We start from the raw sequence: 18,484 nt of genomic DNA, 5'->3' as shown, positions 1-18,484 counted from the left end.
TGTAGGGAGGCCGGCGAAGATGTCCATTCGGGTGCCGTGATCGTGTCCACTGGGGGTTTCCCGTGCTTTCTTGGGGGCCGGGGTGGTTGTCCATTTCTTCGCTGTGCCTGTTCGTGTCGTCATGGGTGGCTGGTGGTGTCGTGGAGGATGTGGGCTTCTATCTGGAGGTGTAGTGCCTGTCCGAGTTCTGTGGGGCTGTCGAGGCGTCTGGGGTGGTGGCGGCGCATGAGGGTGCCGCCGCAGACGCGTTCGAGGTAGGTGAGCTGTTCGGAGAGGGAGGCGGGGGTGACGCCGGCTTCTTCGGCGGCTCTGGTGAGGTTGGAATGTCGGACGATCATCGTGAAGCGTTCGAGGCGGAGATGGGCTTGGTGGCCGGTGAGGGCGCTGCGTAGTGGTTCGGGTAGTTGGGAGGGGTGGGTTCCTGTGAGGGTGTGGATGTGGTGTGAGCCGCCGGATGGACGTAGCGGGATTCCGTGTTTCTCCGCGAAAGCCCGGAGGGTGCTGTAAACGCAGCCGATTTCGTCGGCGATGTCTGCGAGGGTGCGTTTCCAGGTGACGTATTGTTCGTGGAGCCAGGTGGGGTCGACGTAATGGATTCCGGGTTTGTGCTGCTGGCTGGTGTCGGGGTGGAGCGGGAGGATCGCTCCGGCGCGGTGGGTGGGATAGAGCGGGCGTGGCAGCGGGTGTAGCCGCACGGCTTGGCGGACGTGCTCTGTCGACATGTGGAGGGTTTCGGCGACCTGCTGCGGGGATCGGTGCTGGCGGGTGAGCAGGTCGTGGATGGGGGCGGGGTCGGTGTGTTCGAGATCGGCGCCGGGCCAGTCGTGGGTGTGGACCCAGTGCGCTGGCGGGGCCCAGCGCAGCGGCTCGTCGGTGACGCCGGCGTGGAGAAGCAGGGCGTGGGCGTGGCTGGTGAGATCGTCGGCGAGCGGCGCGGGCATCCCGAGGACGAACTCGTGGTAGGCGGGGCGTCGCGCGGGGTCGACGATCCGGTAGGGCGGTGAGGCGATGGCGAGGTTGCCGTCGGTGAGGAGTTCGTAGAGGTAGGAGCGGGCGAAATCGAGGCGGCGTCGGTGCCCGCGGCGCAGCTCCCCGGGGCCGAGGAAGCTTCTCCAGGTCGCGCGGTCGATCAGCTCGGTCGTGGCGGCGAGGTGACGGCGGCGCGTGTAGTCGATCGGGATGGGGTGGGTGTCGCAGGCCAGGGCGAGTTCGGTGAGGATGCGCAGCGTGGTGCTGCCGGCGGGGCCGCGGGTCAGTTTGCCGAGCTGGTGGGCGACGGTGCCGCCGGTGATCTGGTCGCTGACGAGGGCGGTGATCTGGTTGAGCCGCAGAGCGCTGTGGGGAAGCAGAAGCGCCGCGATCGCCGCGGGGCGGAAGGTCACCGGTTCGAGGGAGTCGTCGTCGAGGAGACGGATCGTCCAGACGGGCCAGAGCTGGTCGGGTAGGCGTGCGGCTCGCAGGACGGCCGGGTCCGGTTCGCCGCTGGTGGGGTCGGTGGTCGGGGGATGCAAGGTGGGCAGGGTGGTGGCGTGCCGGAGGCGTTCGATGGGACGCAGGAATCCGTCGCGGCTGTGCGCGATGCGGGTTGTCAGGCTGGGGCTGGCGGATTTCCAGGACTCGGGCACTGCCAGGGGCCGGGGCCCGGCCGAGTGGTGGGCGACCAGGGGCGCGAGGGGGTCGTCCGGGCGGCCAGCGGTGGGGGCGGTGAGCAGCTGGTAGGCGGTGAGCAGGGTGTCGGCCCGCAGGTCGCCCGCGACGGGTGTTCGCTGGCGGCGGGGGCGGTCGTTCGTCGCGATGTGGGCGGCGAGGATGGTCAGGTCGGTGAGCGTGGCGAGGGCTTCGTGCCGGGCGGTGGCGTCGGGTGGGAGGCGTAGCCGCGCGAGGCTGCGGTCGATCAGCTGCTGGGCGGTGTGGGCGGCGGCGGGATCGGCGCAGGTGGGGTGGGGGGGCTCGGTGAGGTCGAAGCCGCAGCGGGTGGTGGTCGCCGCGGCGGTGACGTGGCGGGTGCAATGACCGGGTGGTGTCCGTCCGGACGGGTGCCGGACGGGTTGGGTGGACCCGCAGCGCGGGCATCGGTCCGCGAGTGGCTGGCCGTGATCGAGGCAGAAGAACGTCCAGCGCAGCTGCCAGGCCAGGGCGAACCGGCCGGGATGTTCGGCCAGGCAAGTCGGGCAGAACCGGCTGGTGCGTCCCGCGGTCGCCGCGGTGCGCAGGGCGTCGGGGGTGCGCGGGGGCAGATCCGGGAGCGGAGGGTGGAACATCGCGGCGAAGGTCCGGGGGGTCAGACCGGTCGCGTCGGCGACCGTGAGCGGCGTGGTGACGGCCGGGGGCGGGTCGGCGGTGAGGCCGAGGGCGCGGGTGAGTTCGCTGGTGGTGACGCGCAGGCGCCGCGCGTAGGCGGTCGTCCAGCTCTCGAACGATTCCCCGGGCAGCGGTGTCAGGGTGAACGGGAGCCGGCGGGTCATGCCGCGCCCTCCCCGCCCAGGCGCGTGGTGGTCTGGCGGGCGGGCCGGCTGGTCAGCCGGCCCGCGCCGAGCGCGGCGTGCAGGTCACGGCGGGCTTTCTCCGCGGCCTCGTCGATGCGGACCGCGTCGAGCAGACCGGCGGTGAGGGTTTCCGCGCCGGTCCTGACGGCCCGGTAGCAGCCCCGGGCGATCAGGGACATCAGCGAGGCGAAGTGCCCGGAGCTGCGGGCGAACAGGTAGTCCGACAGGTCCTCGGCGACCGTTCCCCGGCCGAGTTCGGCGAGAACCAGGTCGCGTTCGATACCGAGGAGCAGGTTGCGCCAGGTGCGCCGCCCGGCCTCGCTGTGGATCTCGAACGGGGTCAGGGTGAGGACGTTCCACCGTCGCGCGGTCTGGGAGAACGCGGCGTCGGCGCCGGTCAGGCCCTCGGTGAGCAGCCCGCGGGCGCGTAGCCCCACCCCGACGAAGAAGAACGTCACCGGGAACGTGTTGGCGAGCCACTTGAAATGGTTGGCGACCTCCCGGCCATCGCGACGGTGGACGTCGAGGAAGTGCACGTCGTCGACGACGACGAGACGGGTCTTGCACCCGGCGACGCATTCGGCGGCGCGGTTCGCCAGGCGTGTCGCGGTGCCGCGGTCAGGGGCGGGCAGCGCGTAGAAGCGGCAGAGCATCGCGTTCAGGCTGCGGATCGTCGTGTTCGAGGTCAGCCCGAGGTAAACGACCGGCACCCGCTGCCACTGGCCGCCCGTGGCGGGAACCGTCGGCCCGTAGAGGTCGACCTGTTCGCGGTGGAAGGCGCGGGCGAACGCCAGCGCGGCGGTCGTCTTGCCCAGCCCGGGAAGCGCGTCGAGGACCGCGGCGGGTTTGACCTTCTCCCCGTCCTGCCGGTTCGATCCGCAGATCTCGTCGAGCTGCTCGAAGACGGTGTCCATGCCCGGGGTCGCGACGGGGCCGAGGTTGGCGTGCCAACGGGCACGGGTCTCGTTGTAACGCAGCCGGACGGTCCGCGACATCCCCGCGATCTCGCAGGCGCTGTGCCGCGGCGGGCGGGTCCTCGGCGGGGTGTCGACCATCGCGAACCAGCCGTCCTTGCATGACAGGTTCCAGTCCCGCTCGTCACGGTCGGACAGCACCGCGTCCGGGCGGTTCATGGCACGACCCTCAGCGCGTCGGCGTAGAACTCCTCGTCGGCGATCCTGGCCGGTTCGTCGGCGGCGGCGCCGTCCAGCTCACCGTCGCAGTCGTCGTCACCGGCCCGCCACGAACCCGCCGGTGTCCCGGCGGGTTCCAGCCCGGCGCTGACCGCCGGCAGCTCGCAGGCCGCCGCGAGGTCGCCGCCGACGGCGGCCTGCAACCGGGCCTGGCGCTGCTCGCTCGCGCGGATCGCCATCCGACGTTCGGCGGGATGACGCACGAGCCCCGCGTCCCACCGGTCCAGCAGGTCCGCCAGGGCGAGCCGGTCATCGACGTGACGGCCCTCGGCGAGCGCGAGGCGGCGGGCGTAGGCGAGCGTGTCCGCGGAGAACGGCATCCCGACACCGCCGGCGTGCTCCCAGACCAGCGTGTGCCAGCGCTGGTCGGCCGGGTCCTGGAAGTAGACCCGTGAGATGTCGTCAGTGTCGTAGCGCACCGGCCACTTGCCGGCGTGCCGACCGGTGAACGGGCTGAGCCGGTTGCGGTAGCCGCCCAGCACGGGGCCGTTGTAACGAAGCCCGTTGACCTCGATCCCGTAATGCTGGATGGTCCGCCAGGCGACCGGCAGAAGATCGAACACCAGATCCGTCCGCGCGGGCACCCGCAGCCGACCGGCCCGGACCAGACCGTGAGCGAACATCTCCGCCGGACACAGATCCAACCCCGGCACCGCCGGGTCCACCAGCCCGCCGTGCGGACGCCGGTGGTAGATCCCGACGATCCACTGGCGGATCACGGTCTCCAGCTCGTCGACGAAGAAGTAGGCGCAGCCCTGCGGATCCTTCCCACGGCTGTGGACATCCGGCCCCTTGTAGCCGGGCAACGCCGCCAGCAATCCTTCTCGCAGGGTCCGGAAGAACCGCTCCACCGGCGCCTTGTCAGTGGGGGTCAGCGGCCGGGCCGGCTGCACCGACACCCCGAGGCGCTGACACACCGACAGCAGATGCTCCGACAGGAAGATCTTGCCGTGGTCGACGACGATGCTCTCCGCGGCCACCCCCGGCAGCCCCGGCTCCGCCTCGACGACGACGGTGTCCGGCAGCCCCGCGTAGGGCAGCAGACCGCCGCCGCTGCCCCGGGCCGTGTCCACCACCAGCGACTCGTAGAGCACGACCGCCGCGTCGACGGACTTCGTCGACACCGGGGAGAGCCGCAGGCCGGTCACGCACCGCGAATACAGATCGAGCGCGACGGTCAGCTCGACCCGGACCCAGCGCAAGGTCAGCGGTTCCATCGCGAACACGTCCAACCCGGTGGTGTCCACCAGCACGTACTCACCCGGCCGGGTCGCGCGCAGCCGCCCGTAAGGCTGTGTCGGCCGGTTCGCGATCGACCGTTTCGCCGCCGTCGCGCCGGTGAACGCGTGGGTGGCCCGGGACAACTCCTCCAGCACCAGCCGGGCCCGCCGCCGCCCCGGCGCCCGCACCGATCCGGCGCCGTGCTCGGCGTCGAGCCGTGCCGCCACCCGTTCCAGCAGCAGCTGCCGGGTCGGCCGGCTGGCGTCGGTGTGTTCGTCGAGCACCAGCCGACACATCGCCAACCACCGCTCATCGACCCCGGTGAACGGATCGGCCAGCCGCACCATGCGCTGATCGACCAGCCCCGCGGCGCCCGCTGTCTGGACCGCGCGGACCCAGCGGCGCACCGTCCGGACGTCCACCCCCACCTCCGCGGCCTTCGCCGCGTAGCGGTCCATCAACGGCACCGCCATCTCGTAGGCCGCCCGCGGCTCACCGGCAGCCGCCAGCGTCACCGTTCCTGAGACGTAGCCGGTCAGCACCTCACGCACATGCCCGAGCCGCGCCAGCACCTCGGCGCGTCGCGGCCCGTCCAGGCTGTCCAGTACCGGCCCCAACGCCTCCATCGGCGCCACCGGCTCCCCGTCCGCCCCGAGCACCGAGGTCGCGGGATTCGCCAGCACCGTCGCCGTGTGCACCAGCTCCTCGCGGCCCTGCCCGTCACGCAGCCGCAGCCGCTGCGCTTCGATACCGACGACCGTGCGCATCTCGCCGTCGTGGACCAGCCTCGTCCCGATCGTCACCGTCACCGTCGCGCTCACACCACACGCTCCAGCACCGACACCGGCGACAACGGCCTGTCCAGATCGACGCGGAACACGCCCCGCCACACCAGATGCAGCAACGCCGGCCGGCACACCTCGACCGCGAACCGGCCCGCCAACCCGGCCTCCACCTCACCGAGAGCCACCCTCCCCGTGACCGTCCGATCGATCTCCTCGACGGCCTCGGCGTCGACCCGATCAGCACGCCGATAGGCCGCCAGGAACCGCACATTTCCCAGCACCGCCGCCGGCGCCCCCGACCAGACCTCATGGCACCAGCCGGCCCGCGTGAAAACCTGGCCCGCCCAGGCCAACGCTTCCGCGACCTTCTCCCTGGCCAGCTGCTCCGCCGGCTTCACATTGACCACGGTCACCAGCCCGCCCGGGTCCACCAGCAGAAAGTCCGGAACATGCCGCCGGAGCCGCCCATCCACCTCCGCGGTCAGGCAGAAAGGCTGCGCCGCGATTCCCACCACCGAACAATCGAAATCGGCGAGCAGGAGCCGGGCAAGCTCCAGCCGGCTTTCATAAACCACATGGCCCGCCATCGTCACCGACCAATACCAGCCCGAGTAGTGCGCCTGTCCCTGCCGCCATCGAAAAACCCGCCACGGACACCCAGCCACCGTCGCGGCAAGGTCAACCAGCGACAGATCCTCGTACGTCGACACCGCGCCAGTGGAATCCCTGACGCTCAATTGAGCATCAGTCACCATCGCTACCATCTCCCCAGATAGAAGACATGATCCCAACTGGCACGGTAGATCACTGGACATCAGTCCGGTCGCTGGACACGCTGCGGACAAACAGGACGCCAGTGCACAACGTCTCCGGTATCACGCAACCTAAATCCGCATAGAAATCTCCTTCCCTGCCCTGTTTCACGGGCTCGTCGAGGGCTTCCGTCGCCTTTGCCCCGGCTTGCCGTAGCCCCGGTAGTCCGCTGTGGACAGAACACCGGTCGTTGGACATCGACTGGACATATATCGCGGCCATTGGACATCTAGACCGGCGTCCCTACATCAGCCATGTCGTCGCGACACCTGATCGTTCTTTCGTCGGTCGCGGGTCATAGGCTGATGCCGTTGGCCTTGTCGATCACGGCGCGCGAGATGATCCCGATGACGGCGAGCGCGAGCACGACCAGCATCGCGGTGATGATCACCGTTTCGGTCGAGTACCCGGCGTCCCGGCCTTCTTCCCGGCCCCGGGTCTCCCACAGCTCGAAGCGGGCCTTCAGGAGGGCCGGCAGGCCCAGCAGTAGAACGGTGGTCGCCGCCACCGAGCGGCGGGCGGCGATGCGAGTGTGGCCGAGACGGGACACGGGCGGAGGGTCCTTCCTGTCGACGCGATCAGGGCTTCAGAAATCACGAACCCACGGTCTTCTCAGAGGCTGGTCATGACGCGGGCGACGGCCGGGTAGCCGATCAGCAGCAGGAACCCGAGGAACAGCACGGCGACGGGCAGGGACATGCGTTCGGTGGTGGCGGCGGCGTACGCGTCCGCGTCGGTGAGAGCACGCAGGCGGATCGTGGCGGCTTTGGCGGTGAGCGAGGCGCGGATCTTGGCGCCTTCACCGCCGGCGAGGGCGACGCTGGCGGCGGTCTCGACGATGTCGGCGATGTCGTGGCGGTTGCCGAGCTCGGCCAGGACGGTCCAGATCGGGGTGCCGGTGAGGACCGCGGTGTCGACGGCAGCCTTCAGCCGGGTGTAGGCGGGGCCGGTGCCGATGGACGCGGCGTCGTCGAGGGCCTGCTCGAGTCCGGCCCCACCCGCCAGAGAGATCACGACGAGGTCGAGGAAAGTGGCGAACGCGGCCCGGAACGCCCGCCGATGCGACCGCGCGTCGGCGTGGACCACGAGATCCGGGGCGAAGAACCCGGCGATGGCCAGGGCGAGTGCCCCGACCGTTGGCAGGAGCACGGGCAGGGTGATCCCGGCGACGGCCAGCACCACCGTGAGCAGCGGAAGCAGGAACAGGCCGACGACACCGCTGGTGACCTTCTCGGCGAGGTGGCTGGAAGGGTCGCGGTCGAGCGCGACCAGGTCCCGGCGGATGGTCAGCGGGAGCAGCCGCGCGGGGTCGAGGTGCCGGGCCAGGGGCTGCCCGGCGCGGGCCGCCCACCCGCCAGGCCCCGGCCCAGTGTCCGCCTCGCCGAGGGTGGGGGGTGTGGGGCGTAGGTCGGCGAGGAGCTGCTCCAGGTCGGGACGGGCGGGCCGCAGAGCGGTCCACAGCAGCCACAGGCCCAGCCCGCAGCCGGCACCGCAGGCCAGCACAAGCCCGCTCATCGGTGCTCCCCGGTGGGCGGCCGGGTCAGGATTCTCGGGTCCGCCGGTGCCCGGCCCATCCGCGCCAGCCAGACCAGCCCGCCGGCGAACAGGGCGGCGACCCCGAGCAGGACCAGCTGGCCCGCCGCGCTGTCGTAGGGCTCGACGAAGGCCGGGGAGAACACGAGCAGCCCGAACGCCATGGTCAGGGTGATCGTGGCGATGACCCGGGTGGCGGTACGGATCCGCGCTCGGCCGGCCAGGGTACGTAGCCGTAGCGCGGTCTGGTCGTGCGCGGCGGCGGCGAGACGGCCCAGCAGGTCCGCGAGCTGGCGGGCCTGGCGGGACGCGGCCATCACCAGCGCGGCCACGACCAGATCCGCGGTCGGGTCGTCGAGCTCGTCCGCGAACACCACCAGCGCGTCCGGCAGCCGTGTGCCGCTATCGAGGGAGGCGGCGAGGGTGAGGACCTCGACGCGGATCGGCAGCGGCGCGAGGGGCGCGGTGGCACGGATCGCCTGCTCCAGGCCCGCGGCGCCGGCGAGGGTGTCGCGCAGCATCTCCGTCCAGACCGCGATCGCCTCGACCCGTGCGGTCTGTGTTTTCTCCGTCCGGCTCGCGGCGAGCAGACCCGGCGCGAGCAGGACGGTGAGGGCGGCCAGCGAGGCGGCGACCGGCCACCCGGTCAGCAGACCTACTCCGACCGCGGCGGCGACGGCCCCGGCGGTCCGGGCGTGCCGGGCCTGCGGGGACAACCCGTCGCCGGCACGGCGGGCCGCCGCACGGCGCAGCGCGCTCGCGGCCGGTGCGCTTCCGGTACCGGCCAGCCACAGGCCGACTCCGCAGGCCGCCCCGCACCCGAGGGCCAGGACCAGCCCGGCCGTGGTCGTGTTCACCATGACGGGACCGCCTCCCAACCACCGGTGCTGATCACGCCCGGTAGCGGGCGGTGGTCGTGGGCGGCGAGGAGCGCGGTGTTCTGCGGGCTTAGCGGCGCCCCGGGCACCGCGGCACCGTCCGGGCAGGGGCGCCACACCTCGTTCGTCGCTACCAGCAGCCCGTCGGCCCCGACGACCTCCCGGACGCTGGACACCACCCGGCGCCCGCCGGCGGTGCGGTCCAGGTGGATGACGAAGTGCACCGAAGCGGCGACGAGCAGCGCGGTCGCGTCCAACGGCAGCCGCTCCGCGGACTGCGCCGCGTAGGCGGCGAGTTTGAGGAATACCCCGGCGGAGGAGGAGGCGTGGATGGTGGCCATCGACCCGTCCACACCCATGGACATGGCGTTGAGCATCGGGATGACCTCGGCGCCGCGCACCTCCCCGACGATCACCCGGTCCGGGCTCATCCGTAGCGCCGCCCGTGCGAGGTCGGCCTGGCTGATCGCGCCTTCGCCTTCGATGTTGGGCTGGCGGGCCTGCAACGCGACGACGTCACCGTGCTGGCCGTCGCGGTCCAGACCGAGCTCGTAGGCGTCCTCGATCGTGATGATCCGCTCGGCGTACGGGACGTCGGCGGCCAGCGCCCGCAGGAACGTCGTCTTCCCGATCCCGGTCCCACCCGCGATCAGCACATTGCGTCGGGCCAGGACCAGCAGCTTCAGGAAGTGCCGCAGCTCGGGGCTGAGCATGCCCAGGTCGGTCAGCGCGTCGACCGTGACCCGCTGGTAGCGGTGGCGGCGGATCGACACGGCCGGACGGTGCGCGACCGCCATCAGCGCGTGCAGCCGGGACCCGTCCGGCAGCTGGCAGGACACCTCCGGCGACGCCCGGTCCCAGCGACGTTCCTCCACCCCGGCCCGTGCCACGACCGTGCGGACCAGCTCGACCAGCTCCGCGTCGGAACGCGCCACCGCCGGCATCCGTTCACGCGAGCCGTCGAACCGGCTGACCCACACCACATCGGCACCGTTCACCGAGATGTTCTCAACGGTGGGATCGTCGAGGAGATGCTGCAACCCAGCCAGCCCGAACAGGCCGTCGAGGACCGCCCGGGTGAGCCGCTCCTCGTCGTGGCGAGACGGCAGCTGACCGCCCGCGGCGAGCTGGGCGTGGGCATGCTCCGCGAGGACCTCCGCGATCAGTTCGGAGGCCAACGCCCGCTGATCATCCCGCCCCAGCGGCGGGAGGCCGCGCGCCTCGCGAATCTGCAGCCGCGCGGACAGCGCCGCGCCCACCTGGGCCCGAACCTGCGCCGCGAACGCGTCCAGGTCGCCGGTCATTGCCAGCCCTCCCGGTCAGGGGTCGTGGGAACCCAGCCAGACGCCGCCGCCTGCCCACCCGGCCGAGAGATCGTGAACGTCGCACCCGGCACCACCGGGAGACGACCACCCGCCCGCGGCAACGAGCCCGGCGGGACAGCGGGGAGCGGGGCGGCGGAAGGCAGCGCGGCGAGGGCCCGCGACGATCCGCCGCGCCGGCCGGCGAGGCGACGATCGAGATCGGCAGCGATGTCCGCGGCGGCGCGCAGGAGTTGGGAACGGCGGGCGCCACGACCAAAGCGGCCCCCCGCCACCCCGGCCGCCGCCCGCGGATGATGCGGTATCACCCCCACGACCGGAAGACCCACCGCCTCCTCGACCCGCCCGGCCGACCATTCCGGTTCCCCGGCGAGGACCAGCACACAGTCCCGGCGGCCCGCGCCCGTCAGCTCCTCCACCCGGCCCGCGACCCGGGCCAGCTCGGCGGGGACCGGGCGCGCCAGCACGACCAGCACCCCGGCCGCCCCCGCGATCGGGAGCGCGACCGAGCCGGGATCAAGCCGGCCGCAGTCCGCCACGACCAGCCGGCCCGACGCGGCCCACGGCACCGACCCGGTCTGTGCCAGGACCGCGACCGCCCCACGGGCAGAGCCCGCCTCCACCGGCGCCGCGACCAGCCCCACACCCCCGGCGAGCGCCCACACATGCGCGTCCACCGCCGCCGCCCCGCCCCGTGCGGCAGCCGCCCAGGCCAGCAGGCCCGGATAGCCGAGCAGCCCGTACCAGCCAGCCACATCACCACCCGACGGATCCGCCTCCACCAGCAGCGGACCGGCATCCGCCGCGCCAGCCGGCCACACCGCCGCTAGCGCCAGCGCCGCCGTCGTCACCCCCGGCGAGCCCTTCAACGCGCCCACCGCGACCAGACCCACCCCGCTCACCGGGACACCGCCCGAACCACCAGCACGACCCGGCCCGCCGCCGCCGCCTCCGCCACCGGCGCGGCATCCCCGCCGGCCACCTGCAGCGACACGACCACCCCGCCGTCACCGGTCGGATCCGCCAGCCCGGCGCCGACACCCACGACCAGGCCCTCCACCGACCGCGCCCCCGACTCCGTGGACGGTGTGGACGGCGTAGACACGCTCCCGCTGACGGTCCCCGCCTGGGCCGACACCGCGGTGAGCAGGATCGACACCCTGTCGCCCCGCGCCAGCCCCGGAGGGAACTGGCCCGCCCGCAGCGACGCGCCGACCAGCGCCTGCCCCTCCGGCGGCACCCGCGACCCATCACCCACCGCCCCGGCCGGGAGCAGACTGCCCGCCAGCAACGGCACCACCGCCACCCGGCCCAGCACCGCGGCCACGCCGTCCGCGGCCACCACGTCCACCCCGCCAGCCGCTCCCACCGACACAGCGCGTAGATCCTGCGCGGTCAGCACCTGGCCCGCCGGCACGTCTCGCGCCACCAGCAGCAGATCGCGCCGCGCCTGACGCTCGTTCCCGACGGCGACGAACGCCGCGACCGACAGCGCGACCAGCACCACCCCGACCAGCGCCCGCCGTGCCATCCCACCCCGCGCACGGCTCTGCGCCCCCAGACGGGCGTCTTCATTGTGTCGAGGCCGCCTCGTGCCGCTCACCGGCCCGACCCCGACAGCACCAGCGCCTGTGACTCCCCGACGGCAACTGACGCCGTCGTCTGCGACGTCAGGCCGGCGGCCTCACCGGTCTGCCCCCCGCCCACCCAGCCGACCTGCCACGACACCGTGACCGTCAGCGGAAACCGACCCCCGGGCTCGCCCGCGGAGCCCCTCGTGAACCTGATCGCGCACTCCGACATCGCCGCGGGATCATCCACACCAGCCTGGAACGCCCGCCCGGGTCCCGCGCACCGCACCTGTCCGCCCGACCCGAAGTCCCACACCACTGACACCGGACGCGCCGTCGCGGTCACCGACACCCCCGGCACCGAGGCCGTCGCTGATACCGACATCCAGCTCGCCGCGTCGACCCACAGCCACACTGGCACCCCGACCAGCTGCACCGTCTCCACATCCGGGGACAACCCGAAAGCGGGGGCGGGCAACACCAGGCGGTTCACCGCCCGCTGCGCCATCACCTCCGGCGACGGAGGAACGACCGCGCCCATCTGCGCATCGGGCCGCCACACGATTCCGTAGCTGCTACTCACCCCGGGGCATTTGCGCTCATACCAGGAGCCGGGAATTCCCGGAGTGACTTCCGCAGCAAGGATCGCCGGAGGCGTGAAATCGGGCCGAGCCTTGTAATAGCAGCCATCACTGGCGAGTCGTCCCAGTTCTGGATCGACGCACGGCACCTTTCCTAGCACCGGAACATCGCATTCCTCTACGCTTCCTGAAGCGTCCGCTGGAGATAGTACTGGCGCGTGATTCTGATACACGTCGTCGGCGGGAGTTCCTTGGGTTCCGGCCCAGACGTCACAGGCTCGGTCGGCCTGTTGGCATCGAGCTCCGAACAGGACGTCGTCCGCTCGAGCTGCCGTCGCCTGGAGGAGCATCACGAGTGGGACCGCACCGGCGATCAGCGGGGAGAGTTTCAACACGTGCCTTTATTCTGAATGACCAGCTGATCAACTTTCCAGGTGCCGTCATGGAAGAGCACCAGTGCTTGGCTGCTACTTCGACCACCGGGGACATCGTCCTGAAGTACACCATCGGGCGTGTAGTTGAGCCACTTTGTGGTGTCCACACAGTCGGTAACAGTCACCCGATCCGGCCTGCCCGCAGGATCCGCTGCCGTGACGTGTGGGCTGAGCCCCGGCGTTCCCTTAGAAACGACCCCGTTCCGCCAGTTCGTGTAAACCGCACGGTAGGCAAGCGTCAGTGCGCTCCCGCTCGCATGTCGCGCCATCCTGAGACTCGCGTAGTCGGATGTCTCCGCGATGGCAACCCAGTCCTCCCACATCCCCCGATAGGCAGTGAGCGCGTCGCGTTCAGCGATCTCCGCCGGGGTCAACGACGCCGAGGGGCTGACGGCAGATGGAGAAGGCGCCGCCGACGCCGGCGGCGCCGGTGGGTCGCCAGGACTGTCGGCGCAGGCACCGGTCGCGAGCAGGACCAGCAGGGCCGCCGACCATCCGCGCCGCCTCACGTTCCGTTACCCATCTGACCCCTGCCTTATCACGTTGGTGACTCGCCGAAGTGCCAGAGAGTTAGACCACCAGCGGGAATGAATGACAAGGGAGGTGAACGTCACAGACGCATCCGCGGCGGCGCGAACTATTATGCGCGCGAGCAAAGGGAGTGGCTACACTCCGCGATCGCGCCTTCGGTGCTTTGGCGAACAGGAGGGCGCTCGCGACCCATCGGGGAGACATACCCGCTCGGCGCACTCAAGATCACAAAATGGCTGCGCGGGCCCGGAGGAAATCCTCTGGCCAAGGCATCGACACGGGTCGAGGGCTGTGACGCGCATCGTCGACTGTCCCAACGCCGGGATTCGGCCGAGACTCACCCCGGAAGGCCGACAGCTTCACTGCGGAGAGTGATGTCCAGGAGGGTCATCGTGCGGCATCGTGCCGTGCCAATGCAGGTGCATGGCATCTTCGGGACATTTCGCTGCCAGCAAAAAGCGGGGTGCGAGAGAGATCAACATCGGCCCATGTACCGGACAGTAACGACAGCGGCCCTCAGCGGGGCCGGCCGGCCCCGCCGCTGTCATCGGCTGGCGCCTGGTTAGGTCACGGTGAGGTAGGCGATGGAGGTTCCCAGGAGGAAGGGGGCGTCGGCGGGCGGTTGAGCGCCATGCGTCGGCGTAGCGGCGGGCGAAGGCGGTGCCGAGGACGCGGCTGATCGCCTGGTAGGCGGATTCTCCCGCCGGTCCCGTGGCGCGGAGCGCGGCGTCGGCCGCGGCTTCTCCGATGATGGGGGCGGTGACCGTTTCCTCCCCACACACCACTATCGGGGGATCATCTTCGCAGACCGTCCCGCCTCAACCGCTTGCGTTCGGCTGATTTCCTCACGAGGGAAGCTGCGGATTGCTGCGCTGTGCCTGCGTGCCGAGAGCCGTGGTCTCGTAGGTGACCGTGACGGGCAGGTGATCCGAGGCGCTGCGTGCCAGCTCGGTCCGGGTCACCTCGACCGCGCGCAGCGCCGGGGCGATCTCGGCGGTCACGCGGATCGCGTCGATCCGCCGGTCTCCGAAGGTGTTGCCGGGCCAGTGCCCGACGGTGGCCTCCCACGGCCGGTCCAACACGACCGCGGCGTCCGTGAGCCCGCCCGCGTACAGCACCTCACCGGGCTCCCGGTCCGCCCGGTGCCACCGGCGGCCGTGTTCGTCGTACCCCCACACGGTCTGGTAGATCAGGTCCGCGTACCAGTCACTGTCGGCATACGGGTCCGGGTCGTAGAACGTGCCGTCCGGCCGCCGGTCCGCGCTGACACAGTTCCAGTCCGCGCCGACCAGACCGGGCGGGCTGCCCTCGGGCCGGGTCATCACCGCCACGACCCGCTCCATCTGATCGGCCCGCATGTGCCGGCCGAACGGCGTCCCATGGTGGCTCGCGTACTGCACCCGCCGCCCGTCGATCTCCAATGTGATCTTCGCGAGGGCGTGCCAGAAGTCGGCCGCCCCGTACGTGCGGAACGATCCCGGGACCACCGTCAGGCCCGGCCGCCACAGCAGGCCGACGTGGAAACGCTGCCGGCCGGCGGCGATCGCGGGCCGGTCCGGCTCGTAGGCGCACTCCATCCCGGCGTCGTCGGCGAGGGCCCGCAGCCGGGCCGCGGCGACCTCGACGTTCGGGGCGATGATCTCCTGGACCGCGAGGACGTCCGCGTCCAGACCGCGGATGACCTCCACGACCCGCCCGTACCGCTCACGCTCCTCGGCGCTGTCGGACTCGAACAGGTTGAGCATGTTGTACGTCGCGAACCGAACCTCGGCCATCTGACGCCTTTCCTTCCGTGCGGGTCCGCGACGATGCGCCGCGGAAGGTCCGTGAGCGGCAGGACCGGCCGGCCAGCCGCTTTTCGCCGGCCGACAAGTCCCAATATTTGATCATGGCTGCTGTCGCACGGCCGGCGTCGGCGCGCGAGCATGGACAGGAGCGTCCGGAGGCGAGCAGGACGGGTGATGCCGATGAGGACCGAGAAGACACGGCGTCGCCGTGAACTCCGCGACGCCCAGTACCGAGCCGCTCTCGGCCTGCCAGCCGACGGCCCGCTGCCGGCGAGCCTGGGCGCGGTCGGCGGCTCCCGCGGCGGCGGTCACGCCGGCCGGATCAACCAGACGACCACCGGACGACCAGCCGGTTGGCGTCATCCCACCCGGTCGGCACGGAAACACCAGGGCAAGCACGGAGGTGAGCACCATGAGCAAGAGCGGTAGCAGGGCCGGTCGGAGTACGCCGAGCAGCGGAAGGTCGTCACGGTCGACGCCGATGACAGGGAAAGCATCGTCGAGAGTGCAGTCGTCCGCTGCCCGTAACCCCTCGGGCCGGTCGGCCCGGACCGGGTTCGCACCGCGAGCGCAGTCCGCAGCCGCACGGAACCCCGGCCCGGCCAAGCCCCAGTAGCCCACCCGGATCCGGTCGCGATGGCGATTTGATCGAGACTCTGGATCTCGCTCGATCACGCGGGTCCCGTCAGACACGCGTCCGCAACACGCTCACGATCCCGCAGCGTCACGGACTTGTCCGCTACGTGAATCCCCGCGGCGCAGGCATCGACGGCGGCTGCGGTCGGAAAACTGAAGCAGAACCACATCCGGCCGATGTGGGCCGAGACGGGCCCGCCAACGCGGGCCACCGGTCCTGCGGTGTGCCGACTCCGTCACTGAGGCCACCTCGGGGCAGGTTCTGCGTGTTGATCGTCAACATCATCGGAGTGCCCTCCTGCGTCGTGGGTCATGGTCACAGCGATGGCGCCAGCGTGATCGTGGCCGGATGCCGCCGCCCGGCGTAGTCGATGCTCACCGACCGGGCCAGCAGGCCGGAGAGTGGGCGCGACCGCCTGAACCACCACAGCCACGACATCGTCCAGCCCATGACAGCGCTGGCCACGACCGCTGCCGGCAGATCGACCTCGACAAGCAGCGGTTGCGCGCACGGGCCGAGGACCAGGCACTGCCCGACCCCGCCGGACGCCACCAGGCCGCATCCGGGGAAGGTTCGCAGAAGCGTCAGGCACCGCTCGAGGTCATCGCCACCACCCGAGTGGATAAGAACATCGGCAATTGCGAGGTCGTTAGGCCCCCATGTCCACGAGGCCGATTCCCGCCAACCGGGGGGCAGGGTCGCCCGAAAATGATGCCCCTCCAGCACCGAGGAGGGCTTCGCCTTGATCTCCAGGCCGTGCTCCACCACCCACAACACCACCGGACCATCGCTGCTCACATCGGCGAACACCGGCGCATCGCCGCTCACCTCCACGACCTTCGTGACAACGCCCGCAGTCACATGCGTCGCCCCATAGTTGTCAGGCCACCGAAGGCCACGGCCCGCGGCCGAGGTCATCTCCCGCTGACCCGCGTCGCGTCGGACGCCCCGGCCGGGCCGCTCACGCCAGCCCAGCCCCGCTGCAGACTCCTCGTCCGCGCACACCGTGCCTCTCCGCGCCCGCCTTGCCGCCCTGTATGTGCCGTGCTCACAGCGACGGGTCCAGCGTGAGAGTCACCGGGTAGCGCCGCCCCGCGTAGTCGATAACCACCGGCCGGGTCAGCATGTCGGCGAGGGGCCGTCGGCGCCGGGCCCAGTACCACGAGGCGATCCAGCCGTAGACCGCGCTAGCGACAGGTGGCGCTGGCAGATCAACCGCGACCCGTAGCGGCTGCGCGTAACGGGCGACCACCACGTAGTCCTCGACCTCGCCAGCGACGGTCACCTCACAGCCGGGGAAAGCGCGCAGCAGTCCTACGCAATGCGCGACAGCGTCCTCGCCGTCGCCGCCTGGGTAGACGAGAACGTCAGCGGACTGGAGCTCGGCGGGCCCGACCATCGGGTGGCTGAGCCCGGTACCGGGGTGGATGACCCGCAGGTGATGACCCTCCAACTGGAGAAAAGGATCCGCCATGATGTCCACGCTGTGATCGACTACAGCGATGATGACCGGCCCGTCACTGCTGACATCAGCGGTCTCTATGACGACCCCGGTGGTCACGACAGCCACGCCCTCGCCGTCTCCCCGCGCGGCGGTGCTCGCCTCAGGAGCGGTCATCCCCACGTAGCCAGTGCCGGGTCCAGTAGCCCGGCGGTGGCGCTCAGGCCAGCGTCCGCCGGAAGCACCCGCGTCACCCGCGCCCGGCCGCGTCATTCTGCATCACAGAATCCCCCTCCGGTTACCCACCGCATCATAGATCGCCATGTTGGGGGCTGATCCACGTTGGGAGACGAGAGCTGCGGGGCCGACCATGGCGGGCCGTCACGTGGCGGATTCCGGTTTGGTCATGGTGAGGTAGGCGATGGGGGTTTGCAGGAGAAGGGGGCGTCGGCGGGCGGTCGAGCGCCATGCTTCGGCGTAGCGGTGGGCGAAGGCCGCGCCGAGGACGCGGCTGATCGCCTGGTAGGCGGACTCTCCCGCCGGGCCCACGGCGCGCAGCGCCGTGTCGGCCGCGGCGACTCCGATGATGGGGGCGGTGACCGTCTCCTGGGTGTGTTCGACCGGGAGGAGGCCGGCGAGGCGGGCGTTGCCGATCGCGTGTGCCGCGGTGAAGGTGTGGGCGGCGGGGCGGACGCCGGCGAGAACCCGTTCGGCCTGGGCGATCTCGCGGGCGCTGAGACCGTCGAGGGCGATAGGTCCGCTCTGCCCGAGCAGGGGCTCACACAGGGACAGCCATCCTCCCGGTTTGAGGACACGGGCGATGTCGATCAGCATCCGGCGGGGGTACAGGAGCGGGCCGAGGAGACTGCGGCCGATGACCGCGTCCACGCTGGCGTCCGGCAGGGGTACGGGGTTTTCGGTGAGGTCCCAGACCGATCCCCAGGTGTGGCCGTTCTCCGGGGTCGGCCGGATCCGCTGCAGCGCTTCCGCGGTCGGGGTCAGGGTGGTGACGCTGCCGCCGGGGAGAACAGCCCAGAGCGCGGCGCTGGTCAGGGTCGATGCCTGGCTGAGGTCGACCAGGTCCTGCCCGGGACGGACCCGTGCCCCAGCGAGGACCGTGGTCTCGGCCGGTGACAGGCGGCGCCGGACCTCGAGATGCTTCTGGTGACGGTGCACGATCAGAAGATCCGCGTCGGCGGGTCCCGCGGCGGAGCGGCTGATGGGCCGGCCGCCCCGCCCGGTTTTCGACGAGGAACGTGACGAAGCCATGG

15 protein-coding genes are annotated in these 18,484 nt (G+C 71.3%); all 15 read right to left on the bottom strand.

The genetic code is table 11. The annotated features are described in order from the left end of the window. Positions 1-119 precede the first annotated feature (119 nt). The 15 genes from AWX74_RS37030 to AWX74_RS36940 all read right to left on the bottom strand — a co-directional run bounded on the left by AWX74_RS37030 (position 120) and on the right by AWX74_RS36940 (position 18,482). Entirely contained in the window at positions 120-2,465 is a 2,346-nt protein-coding gene (locus AWX74_RS37030; RefSeq protein WP_054571259.1) for a TniQ family protein, read from the bottom strand. Next, the gene (locus AWX74_RS37025; RefSeq protein WP_054571260.1) at positions 2,462-3,619 is read right to left on the bottom strand and encodes an ATP-binding protein; all 1,158 of its coding nucleotides are present in this window, start codon (positions 3,617-3,619) and stop codon (positions 2,462-2,464) included. Before AWX74_RS37025 ends, AWX74_RS37030 begins: the two co-directional genes overlap by 4 nt. Next, positions 3,616-5,721, bottom strand: a complete 2,106-nt coding sequence (locus AWX74_RS37020) for a Mu transposase C-terminal domain-containing protein (protein ID WP_200931456.1) — start codon at positions 5,719-5,721, stop codon at positions 3,616-3,618. Before AWX74_RS37020 ends, AWX74_RS37025 begins: the two co-directional genes overlap by 4 nt. After that, a complete protein-coding gene (locus AWX74_RS37015) occupies positions 5,718-6,500 on the bottom strand; it encodes a TnsA-like heteromeric transposase endonuclease subunit (protein WP_200931457.1) in 783 nt (260 codons plus the stop codon). The genes AWX74_RS37020 and AWX74_RS37015 overlap by 4 nt, the downstream gene beginning before the upstream one ends. Positions 6,501-6,793: 293 nt before the next feature. Beyond that, a complete protein-coding gene (locus tag AWX74_RS37010; protein ID WP_242666587.1) occupies positions 6,794-7,048 on the bottom strand; it encodes a hypothetical protein in 255 nt (84 codons plus the stop codon). A 62-nt stretch (positions 7,049-7,110) separates the two neighbouring features. After that, positions 7,111-8,013: a type II secretion system F family protein gene (locus AWX74_RS37005; protein ID WP_091286531.1), complete on the bottom strand. Its 903-nt coding sequence runs from the start codon at positions 8,011-8,013 to the stop codon at positions 7,111-7,113. Continuing rightward, entirely contained in the window at positions 8,010-8,891 is an 882-nt protein-coding gene (locus tag AWX74_RS37000) for a type II secretion system F family protein (protein ID WP_091286526.1), read from the bottom strand. The genes AWX74_RS37005 and AWX74_RS37000 overlap by 4 nt, the downstream gene beginning before the upstream one ends. Next, positions 8,885-10,213 (bottom strand): TadA family conjugal transfer-associated ATPase, encoded by a 1,329-nt coding sequence (locus tag AWX74_RS36995; protein WP_054571540.1) that lies wholly within the window; start codon positions 10,211-10,213, stop codon positions 8,885-8,887. The genes AWX74_RS37000 and AWX74_RS36995 overlap by 7 nt, the downstream gene beginning before the upstream one ends. Continuing rightward, positions 10,210-11,133, bottom strand: a complete 924-nt coding sequence (locus AWX74_RS39330; RefSeq protein ID WP_054571541.1) for a hypothetical protein — start codon at positions 11,131-11,133, stop codon at positions 10,210-10,212. Before AWX74_RS39330 ends, AWX74_RS36995 begins: the two co-directional genes overlap by 4 nt. Then, positions 11,130-11,762 (bottom strand): SAF domain-containing protein, encoded by a 633-nt coding sequence (locus AWX74_RS36985; RefSeq protein WP_063793379.1) that lies wholly within the window; start codon positions 11,760-11,762, stop codon positions 11,130-11,132. The genes AWX74_RS39330 and AWX74_RS36985 overlap by 4 nt, the downstream gene beginning before the upstream one ends. Before the next feature lie 68 nt (positions 11,763-11,830). Continuing rightward, positions 11,831-12,385, bottom strand: a complete 555-nt coding sequence (locus AWX74_RS36980; protein WP_235498513.1) for a hypothetical protein — start codon at positions 12,383-12,385, stop codon at positions 11,831-11,833. 1,808 nt (positions 12,386-14,193) lie between these two features. Beyond that, a complete protein-coding gene (locus AWX74_RS36965) occupies positions 14,194-15,123 on the bottom strand; it encodes an endonuclease/exonuclease/phosphatase family protein (protein WP_054571542.1) in 930 nt (309 codons plus the stop codon). A gap of 964 nt (positions 15,124-16,087) precedes the next feature. Next, positions 16,088-16,606: a hypothetical protein gene (locus tag AWX74_RS36950; RefSeq protein ID WP_091286521.1), complete on the bottom strand. Its 519-nt coding sequence runs from the start codon at positions 16,604-16,606 to the stop codon at positions 16,088-16,090. Positions 16,607-16,820: 214 nt separating this feature from the next. Continuing rightward, complete coding sequence (locus tag AWX74_RS36945) at positions 16,821-17,390, bottom strand: hypothetical protein (RefSeq protein ID WP_091286518.1); 570 nt, start codon at positions 17,388-17,390, stop codon at positions 16,821-16,823. 204 nt (positions 17,391-17,594) lie between these two features. Further along, a complete protein-coding gene (locus AWX74_RS36940) occupies positions 17,595-18,482 on the bottom strand; it encodes a methyltransferase domain-containing protein (protein ID WP_083473985.1) in 888 nt (295 codons plus the stop codon). Positions 18,483-18,484 lie beyond the last annotated feature (2 nt).

It is taken from the genome of Parafrankia irregularis, from assembly GCF_001536285.1.
Classification (GTDB): domain Bacteria; phylum Actinomycetota; class Actinomycetes; order Frankiales; family Frankiaceae; genus Parafrankia; species Parafrankia irregularis.
Note: the sequence above shows the minus strand (reverse complement) of the source record. Positions and strands in the feature narration are given on the sequence as shown.

What these genes read in the sequence shown, in the direction of transcription:
- AWX74_RS37030 (WP_054571259.1), bottom strand. Translation starts at nt 2,465, where the DNA reads ATGACCCGCCGGCTCCCGTTCACCCTGACACCGCTGCCCGGGGAATCG.
- AWX74_RS37025 (WP_054571260.1), bottom strand. Translation starts at nt 3,619, where the DNA reads ATGAACCGCCCGGACGCGGTGCTGTCCGACCGTGACGAGCGGGACTGG.
- AWX74_RS37015 (WP_200931457.1), bottom strand. Translation starts at nt 6,500, where the DNA reads ATGTCCAGTGATCTACCGTGCCAGTTGGGATCATGTCTTCTATCTGGG.
- AWX74_RS37005 (WP_091286531.1), bottom strand. Translation starts at nt 8,013, where the DNA reads ATGAGCGGGCTTGTGCTGGCCTGCGGTGCCGGCTGCGGGCTGGGCCTG.
- AWX74_RS37000 (WP_091286526.1), bottom strand. Translation starts at nt 8,891, where the DNA reads ATGGTGAACACGACCACGGCCGGGCTGGTCCTGGCCCTCGGGTGCGGG.
- AWX74_RS36995 (WP_054571540.1), bottom strand. Translation starts at nt 10,213, where the DNA reads ATGACCGGCGACCTGGACGCGTTCGCGGCGCAGGTTCGGGCCCAGGTG.
- AWX74_RS36985 (WP_063793379.1), bottom strand. Translation starts at nt 11,762, where the DNA reads ATGGCACGGCGGGCGCTGGTCGGGGTGGTGCTGGTCGCGCTGTCGGTC.
- AWX74_RS36965 (WP_054571542.1), bottom strand. Translation starts at nt 15,123, where the DNA reads ATGGCCGAGGTTCGGTTCGCGACGTACAACATGCTCAACCTGTTCGAG.
- AWX74_RS36945 (WP_091286518.1), bottom strand. Translation starts at nt 17,390, where the DNA reads ATGACCGCTCCTGAGGCGAGCACCGCCGCGCGGGGAGACGGCGAGGGC.
- AWX74_RS36940 (WP_083473985.1), bottom strand. Translation starts at nt 18,482, where the DNA reads ATGGCTTCGTCACGTTCCTCGTCGAAAACCGGGCGGGGCGGCCGGCCC.